General features: G+C 61.0%; 23 protein-coding genes. 8 read left to right on the top strand and 15 right to left on the bottom strand.

What is annotated here, in order from left to right:
- Positions 1 to 116: 116 nt before the first annotated feature.
- The 9 genes from HALXA_RS20530 to HALXA_RS20490 all read right to left on the bottom strand — a co-directional run bounded on the left by HALXA_RS20530 (position 117) and on the right by HALXA_RS20490 (position 8234).
- On the bottom strand, positions 117 to 695 hold the full coding sequence (locus HALXA_RS20530; protein WP_013876009.1) for a hypothetical protein: 579 nt from the start codon (positions 693 to 695) through the stop codon (positions 117 to 119).
- Between the two features lie 418 nt (positions 696 to 1113).
- Entirely contained in the window at positions 1114 to 2769 is a 1656-nt protein-coding gene (locus HALXA_RS20525; protein WP_049895741.1) for a helicase HerA domain-containing protein, read from the bottom strand.
- Positions 2770 to 2797: 28 nt separating this feature from the next.
- A complete protein-coding gene (locus tag HALXA_RS20520; RefSeq protein ID WP_013876007.1) occupies positions 2798 to 3292 on the bottom strand; it encodes a hypothetical protein in 495 nt (164 codons plus the stop codon).
- An 88-nt stretch (positions 3293 to 3380) separates the two neighbouring features.
- Positions 3381 to 3884: a hypothetical protein gene (locus tag HALXA_RS20515; protein ID WP_148263731.1), complete on the bottom strand. Its 504-nt coding sequence runs from the start codon at positions 3882 to 3884 to the stop codon at positions 3381 to 3383.
- Between the two features lie 29 nt (positions 3885 to 3913).
- On the bottom strand, positions 3914 to 4135 hold the full coding sequence (locus tag HALXA_RS20510) for a hypothetical protein (RefSeq protein WP_013876004.1): 222 nt from the start codon (positions 4133 to 4135) through the stop codon (positions 3914 to 3916).
- On the bottom strand, positions 4132 to 4455 hold the full coding sequence (locus HALXA_RS20505) for a helix-turn-helix domain-containing protein (RefSeq protein WP_013876003.1): 324 nt from the start codon (positions 4453 to 4455) through the stop codon (positions 4132 to 4134). The genes HALXA_RS20510 and HALXA_RS20505 overlap by 4 nt, the downstream gene beginning before the upstream one ends.
- Complete coding sequence (locus HALXA_RS20500; RefSeq protein ID WP_013876002.1) at positions 4448 to 6202, bottom strand: DNA cytosine methyltransferase; 1755 nt, start codon at positions 6200 to 6202, stop codon at positions 4448 to 4450. Before HALXA_RS20500 ends, HALXA_RS20505 begins: the two co-directional genes overlap by 8 nt.
- Positions 6199 to 7659: a hypothetical protein gene (locus HALXA_RS20495; protein WP_013876001.1), complete on the bottom strand. Its 1461-nt coding sequence runs from the start codon at positions 7657 to 7659 to the stop codon at positions 6199 to 6201. Before HALXA_RS20495 ends, HALXA_RS20500 begins: the two co-directional genes overlap by 4 nt.
- Positions 7659 to 8234 carry a hypothetical protein gene (locus HALXA_RS20490; protein WP_013876000.1) on the bottom strand — a complete coding sequence of 192 codons (576 nt, stop codon included), beginning with the start codon at positions 8232 to 8234 and terminating at the stop codon, positions 7659 to 7661. Before HALXA_RS20490 ends, HALXA_RS20495 begins: the two co-directional genes overlap by 1 nt.
- 179 nt (positions 8235 to 8413) lie before the next feature.
- On the opposite strand from HALXA_RS20490, the gene HALXA_RS20485 reads away from it, so the two are divergent.
- Complete coding sequence (locus HALXA_RS20485) at positions 8414 to 8650, top strand: helix-turn-helix domain-containing protein (protein WP_049895732.1); 237 nt, start codon at positions 8414 to 8416, stop codon at positions 8648 to 8650.
- On the opposite strand, the gene HALXA_RS20480 is transcribed toward HALXA_RS20485, so the two are convergent.
- The 3 genes from HALXA_RS20480 to HALXA_RS20470 form a co-directional block, all read right to left on the bottom strand.
- A complete protein-coding gene (locus tag HALXA_RS20480; RefSeq protein WP_013875998.1) occupies positions 8647 to 10743 on the bottom strand; it encodes a minichromosome maintenance protein MCM in 2097 nt (698 codons plus the stop codon). The genes HALXA_RS20485 and HALXA_RS20480 overlap by 4 nt on opposite strands.
- A 146-nt stretch (positions 10744 to 10889) precedes the next feature.
- Positions 10890 to 11489, bottom strand: coding sequence for a hypothetical protein (locus tag HALXA_RS20475; protein ID WP_013875997.1), 600 nt, complete (start codon positions 11487 to 11489; stop codon positions 10890 to 10892).
- A 350-nt stretch (positions 11490 to 11839) separates the two neighbouring features.
- Positions 11840 to 12151 (bottom strand): hypothetical protein, encoded by a 312-nt coding sequence (locus tag HALXA_RS20470; protein ID WP_148263730.1) that lies wholly within the window; start codon positions 12149 to 12151, stop codon positions 11840 to 11842.
- 416 nt (positions 12152 to 12567) lie between these two features.
- On the opposite strand from HALXA_RS20470, the gene HALXA_RS20465 reads away from it, so the two are divergent.
- Together HALXA_RS20465 and HALXA_RS20460 are read left to right on the top strand one after the other, a co-directional pair.
- The gene (locus HALXA_RS20465) at positions 12568 to 12867 is read left to right on the top strand and encodes a transcriptional regulator (protein ID WP_049895727.1); all 300 of its coding nucleotides are present in this window, start codon (positions 12568 to 12570) and stop codon (positions 12865 to 12867) included.
- Between the two features lie 347 nt (positions 12868 to 13214).
- Positions 13215 to 13472, top strand: a complete 258-nt coding sequence (locus tag HALXA_RS20460; protein WP_013875993.1) for a hypothetical protein — start codon at positions 13215 to 13217, stop codon at positions 13470 to 13472.
- Here the strand turns inward: HALXA_RS20460 and HALXA_RS20455 are convergent.
- The gene (locus HALXA_RS20455; RefSeq protein WP_013875992.1) at positions 13469 to 14575 is read right to left on the bottom strand and encodes a Cdc6/Cdc18 family protein; all 1107 of its coding nucleotides are present in this window, start codon (positions 14573 to 14575) and stop codon (positions 13469 to 13471) included. The two genes, HALXA_RS20460 and HALXA_RS20455, sit on opposite strands and share 4 nt — an antisense overlap.
- Positions 14576 to 14939: 364 nt before the next feature.
- Between HALXA_RS20455 and HALXA_RS20450 the strand changes: the two genes are divergently transcribed.
- From HALXA_RS20450 to HALXA_RS20435, 5 genes are all read left to right on the top strand, one after another.
- The gene (locus HALXA_RS20450; RefSeq protein ID WP_013875991.1) at positions 14940 to 15368 is read left to right on the top strand and encodes a hypothetical protein; all 429 of its coding nucleotides are present in this window, start codon (positions 14940 to 14942) and stop codon (positions 15366 to 15368) included.
- 17 nt (positions 15369 to 15385) lie between these two features.
- Positions 15386 to 15511, top strand: coding sequence for a hypothetical protein (locus HALXA_RS22735; protein WP_013875990.1), 126 nt, complete (start codon positions 15386 to 15388; stop codon positions 15509 to 15511).
- Entirely contained in the window at positions 15508 to 15819 is a 312-nt protein-coding gene (locus tag HALXA_RS20445; RefSeq protein WP_013875989.1) for a hypothetical protein, read from the top strand. The genes HALXA_RS22735 and HALXA_RS20445 overlap by 4 nt, the downstream gene beginning before the upstream one ends.
- A 97-nt stretch (positions 15820 to 15916) precedes the next feature.
- Complete coding sequence (locus tag HALXA_RS20440) at positions 15917 to 17275, top strand: sulfatase (RefSeq protein ID WP_013875988.1); 1359 nt, start codon at positions 15917 to 15919, stop codon at positions 17273 to 17275.
- A gap of 181 nt (positions 17276 to 17456) precedes the next feature.
- Positions 17457 to 19100 (top strand): capsular polysaccharide export protein, LipB/KpsS family, encoded by a 1644-nt coding sequence (locus HALXA_RS20435; RefSeq protein ID WP_049895725.1) that lies wholly within the window; start codon positions 17457 to 17459, stop codon positions 19098 to 19100.
- Positions 19101 to 19109: 9 nt separating this feature from the next.
- On the opposite strand, the gene HALXA_RS20430 is transcribed toward HALXA_RS20435, so the two are convergent.
- The gene (locus HALXA_RS20430; RefSeq protein ID WP_013875986.1) at positions 19110 to 19868 is read right to left on the bottom strand and encodes a cytidylyltransferase domain-containing protein; all 759 of its coding nucleotides are present in this window, start codon (positions 19866 to 19868) and stop codon (positions 19110 to 19112) included.
- 136 nt (positions 19869 to 20004) lie between these two features.
- The gene (locus HALXA_RS20425) at positions 20005 to 20199 is read right to left on the bottom strand and encodes a hypothetical protein (protein WP_013875985.1); all 195 of its coding nucleotides are present in this window, start codon (positions 20197 to 20199) and stop codon (positions 20005 to 20007) included.
- Positions 20200 to 20384 lie beyond the last annotated feature (185 nt).

The following is a 20384-nucleotide window of genomic DNA, read 5'->3' as shown; positions in this document are numbered from 1 at the left end:
GCTCGAGAAGCCGAGGTGAGTACTAAGCCGTCTGATTTGCGAGAATTATATCGGTGGTCTGCGGCGGGGCTCGAGGGCGACAGATCGCGTCAGAATAGCGGCGGTCCGAGACGTGGTTAGGCCCCGACCTCGAAGTTGTCGTGCTCGAGGCGTTTCGTCACCGTCGCTTCGCGGAGTTTGTCTTTTGCCCGTCCTTTGTAAGAGCGAACCGTGCCGACGCTTTGATTCGTCCCGGTGAGTTCCGTCATCGCCTTCGCAACGTATTGCTCGTCGAGCGTCGCGAACAGCATCGCTGCGACGAACTCGCGCTCGGTGAGCAGCGAATTGGCCTGTCGCTTCCGGACGATCGTCTGGAACGTGTCGAACCACTCGGCGACGAACTCGTAGGCCGTCTCCTCAAGTTCCGGATTCTCGTCACGAACAGCGCCCGGGACACCGCTAATGAGGTTGACCTCTTTCGGGAGGTAGTTCGGTTCGTTCGGTCCAGTCGATGCGAGCTCCCAGTACGCGTTGTGCCACTCGAAGTCGTCGGCGTTCTCGAGGCGCTCGAGGTCGTCCTCGCGGGAGCGTGCCCATCGTTCGACCGTTGCGTCGTAGGCACTCTGGTTCCAGTCGTCGGTCAGTTCGTCCGGTCCGTTGTGGAACACGGCCAGGATTTCGCGGCGTCCGAGGTCGGAATCGATGTTATCGTTCATCGGTCTACTATTACGTATCTCGCCATAGTACTTAAACCCTTGCAAACTATGGCAGTTCTTGTAATAGCCACTGTCCGTGTGCGATCTGATTTCCGAGTCAGTCACAGATTGTATCGAGATTCCGATATGGTCTGCTGTACTCTGTAGAACGGTTATATCGATGTGTTCGGCTTTCTCCCGTGTAGCCGCACTATCTGTTTTTATCGACTGTCGGCACTGGTTTGCGGTGACTGCGGCGTCATCGGTCGCACCACTCTCCCTGTACTCGAGAGCCGGCGATGCTGACACAATCTCGTATAGATCGATATCAGACGCGACAGGATCGGAACGCGTGATATTAGAAGGCTGAGAGAATCCCCGCGTAAGAACTGATTCCGAGTCAGCCGGAGGTAAATCGATCCGCTATCGGCACGCAGCCTCAGAACCGATCCATCAATTCCTCGGTCCGCTCTTTGCGGGCCTGTCGCTCGTGAATCTCGCGGACGTTCTCGAGGTCGAAATCAACCTCTTTGTCCGGCCCGCTGCCATCGGTCGTCACGATTCCCCGGTTGGCGAGTGGCTTGATGCCCTTCTCGATGTTTGAATCCGACTGGATATCGATATCGCGCGCGATTTCCTGTCGTGTCGTCGGCCCGCCACGCCGGAGGATGCCCGCGACGACCGCGCAAGTGTACTTCGGCGAGCCCTCGTCTTTGGCCTCCTCGATCGCCTCTTGCACGTAATCGTCGTCGACGAACGCCTCGTAGTCGTCGGGCATGTCGACGGCCGTCTGGTCCTCGAGTTCGGCGATCCGGTCCTGTGCGGCCTCGTACTTGCGCCGCCACTTGTCGCCGTCGTCGCCCGTCTCGAGGCCAAACGCGTCGGCAAGCCGTTCGGTCGCTTCGCGGGCGGTCTCGAGGTCGTCGACAGTGGGTCGGTCGGCCAGTTCCGAACGGAGGGATTCGACCTCGCTTTCGAGGGCGTCGATCCGGTCTTCGCGCTCGGACAGCTCGCGCTCGAGGCGATTCTTTTCGGCGACGAGTTCGTTCACCTTCTCGGTCGGCGCGTCGTCGCCGTTTCCGCCGCCCTGTTGGAGCATGGCCTGCGTGAACTGTTCGGCCATGTCGCTCATGTCGCGGGCGTTCTCGAGTTCCTGCTCGAGTTCGTCGATTCGTTGTTCGCGGTCCTCGAGTCGCTGTTCCAACTCGGCAACCCGATCCTGCCGGCGCTGTTCGCGATCGCTGATTGCCTCGAGTTCCGACACGAGGTCCTCGTCGATCGACTTGAGTTCCGGGCGGTCGAAGTCCTCGAGTCCTGGTGTCGCGCCTGCGTCGAATGTGCGCTTGCGTTTGAATTGGACGCGATCGACGCCGTCGCCCCAGTCGGTTTGGACGAACGCCTCGCCGTCATCGAGGTCCGCGACGGCGTCCTTGTAGTCCGATCCGAGCACGCGGCCGACCACTTTCGTATCGTTATCCCACGTCAGCCGGTGCCAGACCACCCAGTTCGCCTGCGTGATGAAATCCTTCTTGACGTCGGCGGGGCGCTGGCTGATCCCACAGATGCCGAGGCCGTGTTTGCGCCCGCGTTTGCCGATCTTGATGAGCATCTGGCCCGTCTCGTCGAGCCCGCCGCCTTCGGGGATGTACTCGTGGATTTCTTCGACCACGAGCAGGAACGGCTTTTTCAGGCGCTTCTCTTTCGCGAACAGGTGCCGAGCCGTTTCGCGGATGAGGTCGTTCGCGTCGTCTTCATCGAGGAATCCGGAGACGTCCAGAATCAGCGGGACGTTCTCCTCGAGTGCCAGCGTCGCGAGTTTTTCGGCGTGCTCGGGGCCGACGCGAAGATCGCACTGTTCGTCGGCGCCGACATGGAGTAGTTCGTACTGTTCCTTGAGGCCGTAGTACTCGCCGTCGGTGTCAACGATCAGCGTCGGGTAGCCGGCCTCGAGCAGTTCCTCGAGCACGACGCTCGCGGTGTTGGATTTGCCGCTGCCGGACTTGCCGGTGATAAACGCCCGGCCGGTGAGTACGTCGACCGTCGGGAGTGTCTCGCCGTCGGTGCCGACGGTGATCTGTTCGTCGGGCGTGTCCATCGGCACGTCGGTCGGGTTGGATTCGGTGTCACTCATCGCGACCACCGTCCTCAAGCGCGTCCAGCACGCGGTCGAACTGGGCTTCGATCCGTTCGTCGCCGTGGATCCACGTCTCACCGCGTGAGTGCATACTCGCGACTTTCGTCAGCGCGACACAGACGACGAGTCGGTGGGAGTGAACTTCCTCGAGATCCCGATCGTTTGCGACGATGCCGTCCTCTGGGGCACCCACCGCAGTTTCCTCGTGGCGAAGCGGTTGCCCGTCGGTTATCCACGCCGTTCGCGACGACGGCGAAGACCACGGGTTCAACAGGATGTTCCACGGGCGGTCGCGGTCGTCGTCTTCGTGCATCGGGGCACGGTGTTTCGTATGGAGGACGTACGGCTCGGCGTCGTCGGGATACCGGCCACCGCTTTCGAACGAGTCGACGTCTTCGGTCGCTTCGAAGTACTCGACGACGCGGCGGTAGCGGTCGGGCCACTCCTCTCGAGGGGTCCGGGTGTCAATGATGGGTGTACTCATTGGTAGAACCTCGCGGCTTCCTCGCGGCGCTGTTGGTCGCGCTCGAGCTGTCGAATCGCCTGTTCGACGTCCTCGGGACTCGCTTCGCTCATGCAAACCGCCTCCGCGTGTCGGCGTCGTCGTCCTCGAGCATCGGCGAGAGGCCCGCGTCTTCCGGGTCCAGCGACGCGAGCAGGTCCGCGCCCGTCTTCTCGGCATCGGGGTCGCGCACGCCGGTCTCGTTGAGTTTCGAGCGGACCGCCTCGTAGCCACGATCGTCGCCGAACAGATCCGAAATCTCTCGAATGTCGAGATCCCGGTCGTGGTACAGCGTCTCGAGTCGATCGGCATCGTCCCACCACTCGGTCGGATAGCAGAAGACGCTTGCCTGCTCCGTGTGGTCGCGGTCGTCGACGGGGAACGACGGGCGGTCCGGCTCTACCACGTCACTGCCCCCGTAGTCGGCCAGCGTCCGTTGGGTTGTCGGCGTCGGGTCGTTCGTCGCGAGCGGCTGGGGATCGTGGTCGTCGCGCTCGAGGGCGGGCCACGCGTCGGTCCAGTCGGTCGGGAGTGTCGGTGCGTCTGCGGTCGTCGCGGTCTGTGTCGTTGCCATTGTGGACTCTTTCGAGTTGTTTCGGGTGCTCATCGGCTCTGTTCTCCGTTGATCGGCGACTTTGCGATCCGCGTGACAGCGCCGCAGTCGCGGCAGCGGACCCACACGTGGTCGCGGATCTGGTCGGCTCTGAATCGGCACGTCGCCTGCGTGGGTTCCTCGCAGCGCCGGCACGGGCCGCGATACCGGACGGTGTTGGTCGGGGCGGCCGTCGCGTCGCGGCCGTAGTTCGACGGATCGAGCGAGGTCATCGGGTCGCCCCTCCGGCGTAACAGGCGTCTCGAGTGCGATCCTGCGGTGGCTCCATCGTCGTGTAGGCCGTCCGCTGGCGGTACTCGGCATCGAATCGAACCGCCTCGCGAACGAGGTCGAGATCTTGGAGGTCGTTCACGCAGCGGTAGGCCGTTGCTTCCGAGCAGTCGATTGCGTCCGCGAGGTCGACGGCCGTCAGCGGGTCGTCGGCGCGCTTGAGAGCGATGTACGCTCGAGCGCGGTTCTCGCTGACGAACGCGAGTTTGTCCGGGAGTTCGCCCGTTGTGGGGAAGTCGTCGGGGGTTGGCTGGTCAGTCATCCGAGATCACCTCGGAGTACTCCGGCACCTTCGCGTCGGGATCAGCCGTCACACCGCCGCCGAAGGTCGCGAGACTCGGCGTCTCGTCGACCAGCAAGTGCCGGCACAGCGCCCGTGCGAGATTCACGGGGACCGCGTTGCCGATCTGCTCGGTGACGTCCTTCTTGGTGTCGCCCGCGAGCTCGTAATCTTCGGGGAAGCCCTGCGCCTGCTTGAGTTCGCGGGGCTCGAGCATCCGATAGCGGACGTCCAGCCCGTAGGGGAACACCTCGGGGACGCACAACGCGAAGCGGTCGCGTTTCGTCACCGTCGGCAGTGGGTCGTCTATGTCGTTGGGCGTCGCGTTGCCGTAGTACTCGACGAGGAACGGTTCGATAACCGGACTCGAGAGCGCGAACGCGCCGCCCTTCTCGGTCGCGACCGTCGGGAGTTGGTCGGCCGTCGGGTCGCGCAGCGCCCCGCCGTGGCTGTAGTGAATCAGCGTCGGCGTCACGAGGTGGCCGTCGTGGTTCGACGCCGTGACCGTATGCAGCGGCCGTTCGTCGGGTTCGTACAGCGGGTTCGAATGGAGGCCGCGGTGCGGGCCGTTGCGCGGTTTAACCAGCGGCGTCGCCTCCGCGGTCGCCACGGAGATCGCGCCCTTCTTGGCGACCGTCGGGAGTGGGTGGTCGACGTCGGCCGGCACGCCGCCGGATTGCTGGCGCAAGCAGAACGCCTCGGGCGTCGTGAGCGCCGTCCGATTGCTCGAGACGCGCACCAGGAACGGCCGGTCGACCGCGTCGGCGACGATCGGGGCGTACTCGGCGGGCACGACGGTCTCGCGAAGCTCGCGCAGTTCGTCCTTGCCGATCTGCTCGAGCGCGTCCGCGAGCGGCGTCAGTCGCTCGTCGCAGTGGCGTCGGATGCCTTCGGCAATCCGGGCCATCGTATTCTGCGAGAGCGGCTGGACGCGTGCGTTCTCGAGGTCGCGCGTCCACAGAGAGTCACCGAGGTCCGACCAGTCGATGATGTCCGCCGCCGTTCGGCGGTCGGGCTTATCCGGGGCGTCGTCGACGTGGGTCGGTTCGGGTGCGGTCGGGCGGTGGTCCCGAGAGGCCATGATGAACAGGCGCTTTCGAGATTGCGCTTCGCCGTAGTCGGCGGCGTTCAGGACGGCGCCGTAGTCCTCGTCTTCGTCGTCGTACAGCACCGAGTAGCCAAGCGCCTCGAGCATCCCGATCCATCGCTCGAAGATCGATCCGTCCCGCGTGGACTGACCGTCGACGACGGGCGCCCAGTCGCGAAATTCGGGGACGTTCTCGAGCAGGATGGTCTCGGGTTGCAGGTGTTCGATCCAGTGGAGGACGTGCCACCCGCTCGCGCGTTTCTGTTCGTTGATCGGCTTGCCGCCGCGAGCCTTCGAATGATGGGTGCAACTCGGGCCGCCGACAAAGATGTCGACCTCACCCGGTTCGACGACGTCCGGTGGGTGCAGTTCCTCGATCTTGGCATGATAATGCTCGGCCCACGGGTGATTCTGCTCGTGGGTCTCGATCGCCGGCTCCCAGTGGTTGACCGCGTGCAGTTCTACGTTCTCGCCGAGCCACCAGTGGACGCGGGTGTGACTCGGGGAGAGTTCGTCGGGCTCGAGGCCGGTTTCGGCGGCGATCGTGTCGGCGTGGGTGTCGATTATCGCCTTGACGAGGCCGGTCGAGAGGCCGCCTGCGCCCGCGAACAGGTCGACGGCGACGAGCTTATCGTCGCTCATTCGTGATCGCCTCCGTTGGCGTCGTCACTGTCCGGGTCCGTTGACCGGTCGGATTGTTTTGCCTTTTTGACCCTATTGCGGAGTCGTTGCAGGTTTTCTTCGGAGTTTCCTGCGACCTGCTGGATTGAACCCGTGCTGTTGGCAGCGTTCATTAGCTGTCTTCTAATCTTGTCAGGGTCTTTCACACGGAGGTCGAATTCGTCAGGATCGATCTCGTGATTGGTCAAGAACGTTACTGTTACCGTTTCCTTCTGTTCAGTTCTGCTCGGGGACGCGTCACCGCCACCGTCGGTCGCGACGCGGCGGCCGTCCTCGAGCGGGCGCGTGTTCGTCCCGCCGCAGTGGCCGCACACGATCGGCGTCGACTCGTCGTCGCGGTCGTCGTACAGGATCGCCAGTTCCGTCTCGCAGTCCTCGCAGTAGTGGGTGTGTTCGTCGGCGTCGTCGGGCTCGCCGACGTAGCAGGCGATACTCGCGTCTTCGGGGTCGCCGGCCCACACGTTCAGACACTCCTCGCACGAGTAGTAGCCGGCGCGTTCTTCTACGAACGTCTCGTGGCCGCAGACCGGACAGCCGTCGTGTTTCAGGTCGACGCCGTCGTACTCGGCCGGGACCGGGTCGCCCGCGTGGTCGGTGACGGTGCCGCCGTCGGCGCGGAGATCCTGGTCGCGAACGCCGCCGTCCTCTGCCAGCACCTCGAGTTCGCCGAGTTTGACGACGCGGAGGTCATCGAACCGAACCCAAGCCTCACGCGACATGTCGTTGGAGCGTTCTACCACGCCAATTCCGTACTTTTCGTGACGGACCTTTTGTCCGCAGAGTTTGCCCCACGTCGCGACGTTGTACGCCGAGAACGACTGGTCTCCGCAGTTCTTCGGACGGTAGATAACGTCATCGTGCCCGCCGTCGGCCCGAATCTCGCGGTCGTCGCCGGTATCCTCTCCGCCGTCGGTCTCGAGTAGCGTGCTCTGCTCTGTCGTGTCGTCGCTACTGCGGCCGCGATCGCGGATCTCGTGTCGGCGGACGTACCGAATCCAGTCGTTGCACCCGTGGCAGGTGGTCCCGCCGAGTTTGTCGGTCATCGCTTCCCTGAACCGCTCTCCGCAACCCGGGCATTCGATGGGGACGGGCGTCACTTCGTCAACGGAATCCACGACCACCTCGTGGTCCCAGTCCCATTCCTCAGAATCGTCTTCCGGCTGCCCGCCGTCGGTCGCGACGCGGCGCTGTCCGACGCCGTCGACGTGAACGTCAAGCGCGTCCGTGTCGATCCCCGCGGTCCCCTCGAGCGCGTCGCAAATCGAATCCGCGACGGCCAGTGGATCCGAGCGGACCTGATTCGCGAGCAAGGCGTCGAAGCGGTGCAGCGCCGCCCAGTCGATTTGGAGGTGCCCGCGGTCGGCGACTTCGGAGAGGTCGCAGTGGGACTCGAGCAGCGAGGTGAGTGAGTCGTGCATCACTCGGCACCTCCGAGGACCCATGCCGGCAGATTCTCGTAGGCGATGACGTCGAAGCGTTTGCGCGTTCGACGTGCCAGCGCCGCGTCCGTCTCGAGGGTCGTCGGCGGGAGGACCGCGGCATCCCGACCCCGACGAGTCCGAGCGTGAATCGACTCGGCACCGAGGTAGATGTACTCGACGCCGCATTTGTGCTGGACGACGTAGGCGATCTGGCCGTCGAGTTGCTCGAGGACAGCTCGGAGATCGGCGCCGCGAAGGTCGGCGTCGGTGCCGTCGATTGCCGCGCGGACGTTCCGGGCGGCCTCAGAGGAGAGTGCTGCAAGGCGGTCCCGCGCCGTCCCCTGCGTGGACTGTGAGGTCGTCCCGCCGTCGGTCAGCACTTGTGCGTCGTCACGAGTGGCCGTCGGCGGGCGCTCGAGCGGGACCGTCCACGAGCAGGATCGGCACTCGAGGCGGTAGTCAGAGCCGTCCGCATCGTAGGTTGCTTTCGTGTCAACGCGTGCGCCACAGGTCGGACACGCGTCACGCGATTCATCGTCGGTATTATATGGACCGCTAACTAACTCGGGCATGCTTACCTTGATTCCTAGTGGGGTAAGCAACGCACCGACGCGCCATCGTCGGTGTTTTCGTGGCCCAAACCGGTGAGCCACAGGTGCGTTGCTTGGACACTCATTTAGACTGAACATACTTAGTTGTTCCCCTATTGAACATGGGTCCGATAGGTATATTTGGCCGGCTCACACAGGATATGACAGTGACTGACCGACCACGTGACGACCACGGCCGGCTCACGGGTAACGCCTATTCGGACGCGGACTTTCTCGAGGCGATCGCCGATCAGGACATGCCGACGACCGGCGACGTTGCCCGTGCCGTTGGATGCGCGCGAACGACGGCCTACGGACGGTTGAAACGACTCGAGGAAAGCGGTACAGTTGAAAGTCGAGACGTCGGGTCGGCGTTGGTGTGGACCGTCGTGGATTAGGTCGCCCGGAGGTGGTCGTCGTTCGGCTCGTACACTTCACCTTTGTCTTTGAGTTTCTCGATTTCGTGTTCGACCTTCGAATGCGTCATTCCCTGATCGCTGGCCCGTTCTTTGACGATATCGATCGGGGCGCCGTCGTCGTACTCAAGCTCGAGGTCGGAGATAATACCCTTGAGGCCTTTGATGCGGTCGCGTTGGGACTTGGACGTGTTCGCTTCGACCATGTCGGCGTCGAACTCGCCGGTTTCGGGGTCGACACCCACGTCCTCGAGACAGTCGAGCACGATCTGGATGACGCGGTTCGCGTCTTCGACCGTCGCCGTATCGGACAGTCGCATTCGGGCTGACGCTTCGGCGAGTCGGTGCAGCGCCAGGATCTTGCGGGCCGTCACCGGCACGGCGTCGTCTTCCGAGGTCGACGCTCGAATTTCGGTGTAGAACTGCTTGATGCGTTCACGGGCGCCTTCCGAGAGCGTCGGCGTGACGTTCTGTTTCGCGTAGGCGATATACCGCCGGAGCATGTCCTTGCTGATCTCCGGGTCGACGGTCTCGAGTTCGTCGCCGGAGACGTCCTCGCCGGCCGCGATCTTGCCGCCGACGTAGGCCGTCTGATTCAGGTGTTCGACGAGTTGCTCGTCTTTCTCCTCGTCGGGCTTGTCGGTCAGCGTAAAGATCAGATCGAAGCGGCTGATAAGCTCCGGTGGGAGGTCGATCTGCTCGCCGATCGGTTCGTACTCATCGAACCGGCCGTACTCGGGATTCGCGGCCGAAAGGACCGTCGTGTTCGCCGGGAGTGTGACGTTCGAAATGTTGGCCTTCGCCGGGCTGATCGTTCCCTGCGACATGGCCTCCATGACCCCCGACTGGTCCTCGTCGTCCATCTTGTCGAACTCGTCGATCGCACACAGGCCCTTGTGTGCTTTCACGAGCGCGCCACCTTCGATAGTCCAGCCGCCGTTGCCGAAGTCGTCTTGGACGGCCGCACACGTCAGCCCGGCCTGCGTTGCACTCTGCCCGGAGGTGTACACCGACCGCGGCGAGAGGTCGCGGGCGTACTCGAGCAGGCCCGACTTGTCCGTACTCGGTGCTCCAACGAGGAAGATATGCGAGTTGCCCCGAATCCGCGATCCGTCGGGGAGGTGTTTCTCGACGCCGCCGAACATCTGTAGCGCGATCGCGAGTTTGATCTGCTCGTCGCCGTGGTGGGACGGTTTGAACGAATCGACGATTTTCTGGTAGATGTTGTCGCTCTCGGCTAACTCGAGGATTTCGTCCTCGTACTCGTCTAAATCCAGATCCTCGTAGTCGGTGTCTTGGTGCTCGATGTTGTTCGCTTCGCCCGTCAGAACGAACGTGCCGCGGTCCTCGTCGTCGATCTCGGGCTCAAGTTCGATGCCGACCGTGACTCGGTCGCCCGGTGCAACCGAATCGGTCATGTCCGACCCGAGCACGCGAACGTCGATGTCGCTGGCCTGTCCGCCACGGTGAGCTTTCTCCGGTGGGAGTTGAAGGCGCACGAGCTGGTAGTCCTTGAGTTCAGATTGGTCCCAGTTGACTTGGAACGGCCCCTGTCGTTCACACCCCTGACACTCGTGCGGTTCTTGCCAATCGCCGCTCTGTGGAACGCGCGTGAGTGTTCCGCACAACTGGCATTCGAAGGCCGCTTCGCCGACTTTCCCCTTCGAGTCGCCGACCTTGTTGACCTGTCCCTGGACTGCAACGTACTTGCCGTTCATGTCGACGGGATACTTTCCCACATCGAAGACACGCGTGGGCGGGAGGCTATCCAGATCCGAGAGGCGAACGTCGGCGTTGAGTTGTACGTCGATCGGGAGGTCGTAGTTCCGGAGAGCTTCTTCGGCGTATTTGAGAACGTCTTCCCCGTGCTCGAGCACGTCGTCCGCGAGGTCCGGGTCGAACTGATAGAGGTCGCCGTAGTCGATGTACAGCGACTTCTGTTCGTTGGGATACTTCTGTGCGAGGTCGAGGATGCGCGTGTCGCCGTTCTCGCTCTCGCGATCGTCGTAGTAGTCTCTGAAGAACTGTTCGAACGTGTCCACGAGTTCCGATGATCCAGTTTGTGAGTGACTCATTGTGATTCCTCCGTGACTGCAGTAAAGGTTTTACTACCGGTTCCGCGCCGGGTAACGCCGCTGACTCGACGGTTTCGAGTAGTTTCTCTCGAGATACCCCATGCTAACGAACCGATATTTACAGTGTGTTGTGTCATGCAGTTTGGTTAGTCTGAAAGATTCGTTGTATTGCCCTCCGAATCAATCGTCTCGCGGCTCGTCGCCGGACCCTCTGCGGTAGTAAAACCGTTACCGGCCGCGGAAGCCGGTAACTCCTCCAAATCCACGCGGATCGCTTTGACCTCACGTTTGACACCGTCGGCGCACTCGGTCTTGGTCGTCGTCATGGCGAATCCCTCCCCTTCGGCCGCCTTCTCCATCGCGTTGTAGATCAGCGGCTTCGCACGGTTCTTATCGGAGAGGTCCTCGTGACCGAGGTCGAGCAGCGTATTCCAGGCGTCGCGCCACCACATCTTCGCGCCCTGCATGTCGCGTGCTTGCGCACGACGAATCAGGGCCGTCCGGATATCCGACGCCCGTTTCTCCGGCGTCGCGTTCTCGTCTTTCGCGAGGCCGGCGATCCCGTCGATGTTTTCCTGCACTTCCAGCACCAGATTCTCGAGGCGATCGACGCGGTTCTCGAGGTCGTCGATCCGGTCGTCGCGAGCTTCGATCTGGTTGACCAGATAGTTCTTCGCGTAGTCGTCGATACTGTTGACTCGTCGTCGGAGTTCGGTCAGCTCGTCAATCTCGTTCTCGTCGCTCATGCGTACCTCCGGCTATCGGTACCGTCGTGAACGCCGACGCACGGCAACGTCGCCCGCGAATCGCAGTCTCGCCACTCCTCGTGGGAAAAGCTTAAGCGCGATGCGAGAGAAACCAGAGACGTTCCACCACCTCCGGTTTCTGCGTGGTCGTTACCTGTTCTAGCGACAGCCACGGAGGCCGTCGCCTTAAACGTTCTAGGTTGCGTCAGACGCAACTCCTGTGTCGTATGAGAACGTGGTGTCATTGATTCCTAGTGGGGTCTGTCGGTTGTTTGTGTACGATGCGCCGCTCGGCGTAGCCCGCGCCATCGGGCCGTGTCCAAGTCGGGAGTCGATACGTCGGTCGTACTTCATGCGTTGTAGAAGCTCACCTCGTTGGCGGGCGTCCGGTCGATGAGGACGCGTCGAATCCAGCCGGGCACGCGCTCGAGGGACGGATCGGCGTCACCGTAGACGCCGGTCAACGTCGCGGTCGGCCCGGCGCCTTCGATGTGGAACCGCTCGCCGTTGCGCTCGAGGTCGACCGTGTAGGACTGGCGCGTCCCGCGGAAGGTCAGCGCGACGCTGGTTCCGGCGGGGAAGGTATCGCTGTAGTCCGCGAGGTCGATCTCCTGCTCGCGCGTCCCGCGGTGGTCGTGGTGGTTGGATTCTCGAACTGCCATGATAGGCTGAACGTCGAAGACCCCCATGAAAGCCGCGCGCTCGTGTCCGATGTGTCGGAAGTTGCGACGCTTCCAAACGTTGTCGGGACAACACTTTTGGTCACGCGCAATGTTTGATTTCATGTTGGTCCTCGCTGATTTGTAGACAGCCAACACCGGAATTGGGCCGAATTGACGGCCCGTACTTGCTTTCTGCGACCCACGTCCGTCATGAGCCGCAGGTACGCGGCGATTGAATCCCGGTTGTGCTGCCGTAGCGACACCATACGGTCCAGTGCACTTATAGTTTTGGAGAGTATAATCCAAGACAAGGAGTGAATCACCACTCATGGATCATACTCTCCACGGCCGGAGCCGTTCGGTGAAATTAACTAACCAGCCTGAAAAGGGCGCGTATGCGCCGTTGGGTGCCCGGCATGGACGAGATTGATAACGCCATCGTCGAGTTCCTACAGGAACTCGAGGGGGCCGATGGTGAGCCGGTCGCCCAATCGCCCGCGTTGATCTACCGGAATCTGGTCGAGATTCGCGGTGTGCTCGATTGCGCGGGGAACACGATTTCTCGCCACCTGAAGAAACTCTGGCAGGCCGGCCTGCTCGAGCGACTCGAGGAGGATTCGGCCCATTACGTTCTAACGGATCTTGGCCGTCGCTATCCCGACGACCTCCCCGATGAAGAACGTGCCGACCTCGAGCAGCGTCTCGACTCGCTGTAGCACCCGCTCGAGGTGCCCGCCGATTATCGCACCCGTTCAGTGCCCTGTTGATTATGCTGCCGTCCGACCGGTGCTGCGTAGGTTCGTCTCCGTCTGTCATCCCGAATCCGGCGATCGACCCCGTACCCGACTAGTTTGGCCGTTAGCTTTTCCCCCGTAGCTACCAACCGGTACGATGGCCTACCTGTTAGGTATGGACTATCATGACAAGATTACCGCTATACGGAGATATCCATATATCTACGGATCGAATTTACTAATCCAATTCATTTTGTAGCTAAATCTATCGCGACACCCGCCGAGCGGTCGTGTACGTTATCACGGCGTAGTTATATCCACTCTCTAGAATGGAAAATAAAGAGACAGAGAACCGAACAGTCACGTACGGCAAGGACTTTGAATCGATGTTACGTGACGCCTACCCCAGCGCGAAGTCGATCCCCGAGGCGATCATGTGGGCGGCCTACGACGGGTGCCAATGGCGACTCGGTGAACACCCACAACTCACCGAGGAGGACTTCAAGAAGCTACTCATCGACTCGCTCAACTGCGAGAAGGCCCAACGGATCATTCGCGAGACGGCCCGCGACGAACTCGAGGACTAATCGGCCGCGGCCTTTCCCTCTGGATACAGTTCGTCGGTCGCCGCCCAGTAGCGCCGTGCGGATTTCTCGCCGCTGAAATCGACGATATGGTAGTAGCTCATCTTCTTGAGGTTCCGCGTCGCCGTGCGCTTGCTCGGCGGGTTCGACACCCGCTCGCAGAACCGATCGTAAATCTCACCGATCGACAGTCGCCCGCCGTCTTCGACCAGAATCTCATACAGCACGCGCTGGTCGCGCGTAAGTTTCGAGAACGTCTTTTCGATCAACTCCCGATCGGTCTCAGGGGCGACTTCCCGGACGAGCGCGGGTGTGACCTGCTCGCGCCCGCGTTGCTCGGCTTTCAGCACGGCCTTTCGGAGATTCTTGATCGCCTTTCGCGCATCGTTTTCGGAGACGTCGACCACGGCCTCGAGCACGCCGTCGGGAACGACGCCGTCGACGACGCCCTGGTCGCGACGGCGCGCGAGAATCGTCTGTAGCTGCTCGGTGTCGTACTTCGGAAACTCGATCGGATAGTAGCCGCCGAGTCGGGATTCGACGCGGGGCTCGAGAGCCTCCATGAACTCGTAGTAGTCGTTGACGATGCACAACAGCGCCACTTCGGGACGTTTGTGCAACTCATAGAGCACGCGGTCGTCGGCGATCTGGTCGGCCTCGTCCAAGATCACCACGAACGGATTCGCAAGTTGCTCGCGTAGGTGCGCGGTCAACTCGTAGCCGGGCGTGTTCGGCGGCTTCGCGGTCTCGCCGACGGCCTCGAGTAGCCGGTTGAAAATCGCCGCGTAGCTGCTGTAATCCCAACAGTCGATATGGACGGTCGAGACGGCGGCCGGGCCGTCGTCGGCGTCGGCGGTCGGCCCGAATCGCTGGTCGTCCTGCTCGGCGCGTTCGCCGATCGCGTCGGCGAGCTGTCCGACCATGAGTTTCGCCGCGTGGGTCTTCCCGGCGCCGCTCGGCCCGTAGATCACCGCGCCGTCGACGGCGTGCCCGTTCGCGACCGGCCGCAGCGTCTCGCGAAGATCCCGTAGTTCGGCCTCACGGACGTACATTTCGGCGGGCGGCGTCTTCGTTTGGAGCGCCTGCCGGTCGGTGATGTACTGCATTTACTCGCGGTATCTCCGGCCACTCAAAAAGACATTCCGGGCACGTGTCGGAAGTGTCGGATGTTCTCTCGTGCGCGACCGACGGGGCCGACCGTTCGCGCGAGTCGATCACCGACCGTTTCTCGAGCGGTAATCGGCCGCACTCGAGACCTCCGAATCGAACCGCGAAAATCATATACGGGATCTGTCTATTAGACTCAAGAACTGGGGTACGGGGTAGCTGTTTCAGACAGTAACGAATCTGAGGGGATCGGTATCTTTATGGAGAATGCGATACATGTAACTAGTAGCTCGAGGGTCGTCGGCAGAAAGCCGGCCGGGTGCTGGAACACCCGACCTCGGGCCTTCGGAGGTTACGAAAGCCATGTCGAAATCTGAGACACGACGACAAAAGCGTACCGACCACAACTGCATCGACGACCGGAACACCGACACCGTGCAACCCTACGCGACCCGCGACGTCTCGCTCATCGACGAGGCGACGATTCGGCGTCTCGATGACGAGGCCGCCGAGGAAGACGGCTGCCGGTTCGCTGCGGTCGCGCGCTCGCTCGAGCAAAAACACGACCGCGAGAACGAGGTCAAACTCCCGATAACGCGCGTCGCGTACGTCGACGAAAGCGGTCGGTACGGCATCGAACGCGAATTCTTCGGCTACAAGCGCGACTGGAACGAGATTCCGCGGACGGTCGTCGTCACCGACGGATCCGTTGTTCGCGAGATTCCGGAGCGCCACCGCGAACGGTACGCGCCGATTCTCGAGATGTACCAGCGCGTACTCGCCGAGGAGTAACGGAGGGTCGCTTTTCTATGTCCATTCGCACATCTTCCGAGCGCGAGCAGCGCCTCGAGGAGTGGCCCGAATCGCGCATCGAACGCGAGTGGAACGAAATCCAGCGCGCGAAAGCGACGTGCGACCCGGAGGGCCAGCAATGACGACCCGCCAGATCCCTGCCTCGGAGTTCGTCAACGGCGTCAGTGTCGGCGTCGGCCAGCGCTGTCACTGCGATATCTGTAGCACAGAACTCGCGCCGAACGACCGCGTCGAAGTCCTGGTGACGATCGGGCCGGCGACCGTCGCGATCGCGACGCTTCGGGGACCGTGTTGTTCGCGGGGCGAGCTGGCCGACGGGACCGAACGGGCCTGCTGGTTAGTCCGCGGGCGGCTGGCCGCGTCGACGGCGCCGGGCGGGCATTCGCGGCTGATCCTCTCGAGTGCGGAGGTGGCCGACCGGACTGAGTAGTTGCTTATAGGCAGAATTTCATCATAGGTGTAAATTCTATTTACGCGCGTCTCTGTGACAGAAAGACATTTCCGAATGTGGTGGCACACGTTTTCTAATGAATACGATCCTCATAACGGTTGATGCGCTTCGTGCGGACCATCTTGGGCAGTACGGCTATGATCGGGACACGATGCCGGTTCTCGACCGACTGTCCGATGGCGGTACGCGTTTCGAGAATGCGTTCGCGAACGGGCCGTACACACGGATCTCTATTCCGTCGATCCACACGTCGGTTCGACTCGCCCATTCCGATCTGGATTCGTTCCCAACGATATCGGGAAGACTCAACGCATCAGGGATTGACACGGCCTGTATCGGGACCCGGACTGGTTTCAAATCCGCAGAGGGCGATCTCCACTTTGACACCTATGTGACGCTTGGCCGCGACGACTATCACGACGAGAGCCAAGAACAGCAGTCGGTACTCTCGAAACTCGAGGAGCGAGTGACGACGGCGGCCGGCGCTGCGCTGAAATCCACGCCGAGATTGTACAATGCAGCCCAACGTGCATACGACCTTGCACCGACGGGCGGCAGCTTCTCTTACAAGGGTTATACGAGCGCAGCGGAGGTTACTGATACGACACTCGAGTGGCTCTCTGAGCAAGATGGCGATTTCTTCCTGTGGCTGCACTATATGGAAGGCCACCGGCCGTATGGCGTCCACGATACGGACCCTGAGTACACCGATCCGGTTGATAACGACCGAATCAGGGAACTCATGAAAAAGGCTGGCACTGAGCCTGAGAACGTGACCGCCGACGAACGGAAACTACTCGTCGATCTCTACGATTCGGACCTCCGATACTGCTCACAGCACCTCGACCGTCTCGTCGACGGCCTGGAAGAACTGGGGATCTGGGACACGACAAATCTCGTGTTTACGAGCGACCACGGCGAAGAATTCGGCGAGCACGGATACTATTTCCACCGCAATCTCCCGTATGACGAGCTGTTGCACGTTCCGCTTCTTGTCCGATCGCCAGCGACCGCAGACCAACCCGAGACAATCGCAGAGCAGCGCGAACTGATCGATATCGCACCGACGATACTCGATTTCCACGACGCGACAGTGCCGGACGTGTTCGAAGGGCAAAATCTGTTCACGGGGGACTCACGAAACGTCATTTCCTCGGGGAGCCAGTCACACCCGACACCTGCGATTTCGGCCCGCTGGGACGGGTATAAATATCTCTATACACCGGATCAGGAGTACCTCTTTGATCTTGGGGCGGACCCAGGTCAAACGGACAATCTCGCCTCGGAATTGCCCGATATCTGTGACGACTACCGGTCACAAATCCCCGAAATGTACTTCGATGAACGGGCAACGAAAGAACAGCTTCGCGATCCGGAAGATGAGGCCGATCGCGAACGGCTCGAGGCGTTAGGTTATCTGGAAACCAAATCCTGATCTGCTCTGTGTGCCGGTTTCTCGCCTTCTTGAAGCCGTCCGCCCCCTTTGTCCTCGCCACTTTAATATAGACACGCCCCCGCGTTCTAACAAGATGCCGTCTTCATCTTCGGAAACGAAGCTTCTCATTACTGAACGGGGCGATCACTACGTTTCTACGGAAAATCGAGCCATCTTCCCGGTGACGGACACATTGGGGACTACAACACGTGACGAATACGACACTGTCTATTCCGTGCTGAGTAATGCCGACGTCGACCTCGACACTCCCGTTCCGATCTACGAACAGACGTGGCGACACTTGCTTGCATCCAGACACGGCCGGTTGCAGGAACTCACGCTGCTCTATTTACGTCTTCAGGAGGTCGTCGAATCCGAAGATCCGGACCGACTCGTCTGTGACCGCGATCTCGATACCGGATACCTCTCGGTTGCGATTGATATCAGCGACGCGTATGACATCCCGATCGACACGCAGGGCCAGCAGTCAGTCTCGAGACTGCAACGGATCCAACGGTTCCTCAAAAATACCGTGCTTGTCCTCCCGTTTCTCTTCGATCAGTTCGTGTCGCTACTCCTCGGATTCATATTAGGGCGGCCGGAGAAAGCCAAACTTGCTCTAATCCCGTCGTTCGGCCGCTTTGACAGCATGGGGCCGGCGATCGATAAAATCAGCAACTCAGGGTACGACGACTACGCCGTTATCGGCACCTCACACGTCAGTTCTCTGGGGGCGACGCTGAAATGGAAATACCTGAAATCCGAACTGGACGGCGAGCCTCTGGTTTCGCTCTCGAGGTTCGTCACGCTGCGGTGCATCGGCCGGCAGATCCGCTCGTATATCGACATCAACCGTGGGGTCCTGTTCGGAAAGAGCTTGAAACGCGAACTGAACGACGAACTCGAGTCCGAGGTCGGTATCACGCTCGAGAAGACGATCGAGTACTCCATTTACGACGGCTTTCGGACGCGTGACGCACTCTCGATATTCTATTACCATCTGGCCGACAACATGATGTCGAAACTCGAGTGTGAGAAGGCCGTCATCGGGGGGTTGCCACCAAGTCGGCGGGCGATGCTGTGGGCGGGGCTCAAAAACGACGTCGAGATGTACTATATCCCGCATGGGGCGGGGGTCGTCATGGACTCGTCGAACCCGCCAGCGGAGCTCACGCAATTCGTGTCTGGCGACCTCGAAAAACGCCACTACGAGGAATCGCAGCAAGTCGAGACTCAGTGGGAATGCATCGTCAGCGGGCGATCATATTTGACGACTCTCTACGAGGAATACAAGGGCGTCGAGCGAACCCCTCCGGAGGACGGTGATCTTCAACTGCTTATCGCAACGCAGCCGATTCGTGGCATGGACGAGGTGATCCGTGATATCCTCACGGCCGTCGCGGAGCGTCCCGATTCGGTGTCGATCGTCATCAAAACCCATCCGAGTGAATCGGCTGCTGACTACGCGGACTATGCTCGAGGAAACGAGCAGGTGACGGTCACCGAGTCGGATCTCTTCACACACCTCTCCGAATCGGATCTCACAGTGACGATTAATTCGAATGTCGGGATCGAATCGGTCTTAGCAGGGACGCCGACCGTATCGGTGAACAAATGGGACCCTATTACGGATGACGCGCTGTATGCGATCTATGGTGAGATTCCTGTTCTGAGAGACCAGCAGGCCGTCTTCGATCTTATCGAAAACCTCGATGCAGACTCTCTAAACGAATTGTACACGACTCAGTACGAGTCCGTGTCCCAAAACTACGAACTGGATACTGACGCTGCTGAAAATATGAAAACCGAGATACTGTCGGGGTAATCGCGCGTCTCAGCCGACTGTTTTCTGTGTGACTTCTGCGTTGATGTCTGCCAGCCGGTCGCTATCGACGTGGTCGATCACGCCCCGAAGCGTAGGCGTATCGTAGTTCCCGTACTTTTTGAACAGTTCCTTGAATAGTTCGTAGTCGTCGGCCTCGTCCAACGTGAGCCGCAGGTCTGTACGGTTGATATACTGCTCGTCGTCGAACAGGTCGGCCGAATCGATCTGCTCGAGGTCGAACGCCTCGGCGTTCTCGTAGTAGTACGGCGTCACGTGCTCGCGTTCGTGTGGTTCGCTCGCGTACTTGTCGACGTACTCGAAACTCCCCATCGTGAACGCTTCGACGTCCATCCCGCGGGGGAACGTCCGGTCGATCGTGTTCGACGCGTAATCGGCGTCGGACTCGAGCAGCGCCGAGACGGCCTGATCGATGACGGCCGGCGAGATCAGTGGACAGTCGGCACAGATCCGCACAACGATATCGGCGTCCTGTGTCTCTGCGGCGCCTTTGACGCGGCCGAGCACGTCGTCTTCTGAGCCGCGAAAGACGTCGGCGCCGGCCTGCGAGGCGTTGTACTCGAGAATATCGTCTTGCGTTTTGTCGCTGGTCGCGACGACGGTTGTATCCACATACCTCGAAGAACTAACACGACTGACGACGTGTGAGATAACGGGCCGGCGACGAAGTTGAAGCATCATTTTTCCCGGCAGGCGCGTCGATCCCATCCGAGCCTGGATGCACGCAACGACGGTGGTATCCTCTGACATTGTCGGTCGTATAAGCTACGCGAGTAGATCCTCATATACGTAATGGCGGCAGATGCTGGACCGAACACTTTTCGTCGCTCGGTAGCGTAGCCACTGTTGAGGCCCGTCCCTGCCACGGCCACGGGCTCGAGGCTCCCTATCGGTTTTTGACGACGGTGTACTCGTCGGCTTCGTCGAGTTCGATTTGTGTGTAGATCGCGCGTTCCATTGCGTCCTGGTAGTCGCCGTCGACTGGCCCGGCCTTGAGCAGCCGGTCGAGCGTCGCTTTCGGCAGCGTGATACTCACACGTTCGGTAGCCGACGAGTCGTCACCGTCGGGCTCGTCGCCCATATCCACACCGTGACACGGCCGGTCCAATAATCTATGGCATTTGGCGGGCCGAAATCAACGCACAGTAGCTCGCGATTACGCGCGAAAACTCGCAGCTACTCGAGAATGTGCGAGAAATCGTGTCTGTAAGGACAATCAATAAGTAGGCGTGCGTGTAGGTGATACATAACAGCAGACCGCCACGG

The organism is Halopiger xanaduensis SH-6 (genome assembly GCF_000217715.1).
Taxonomy (GTDB): domain Archaea; phylum Halobacteriota; class Halobacteria; order Halobacteriales; family Natrialbaceae; genus Halopiger; species Halopiger xanaduensis.
This window is presented reverse-complemented; position numbering and strand designations above follow the sequence as displayed.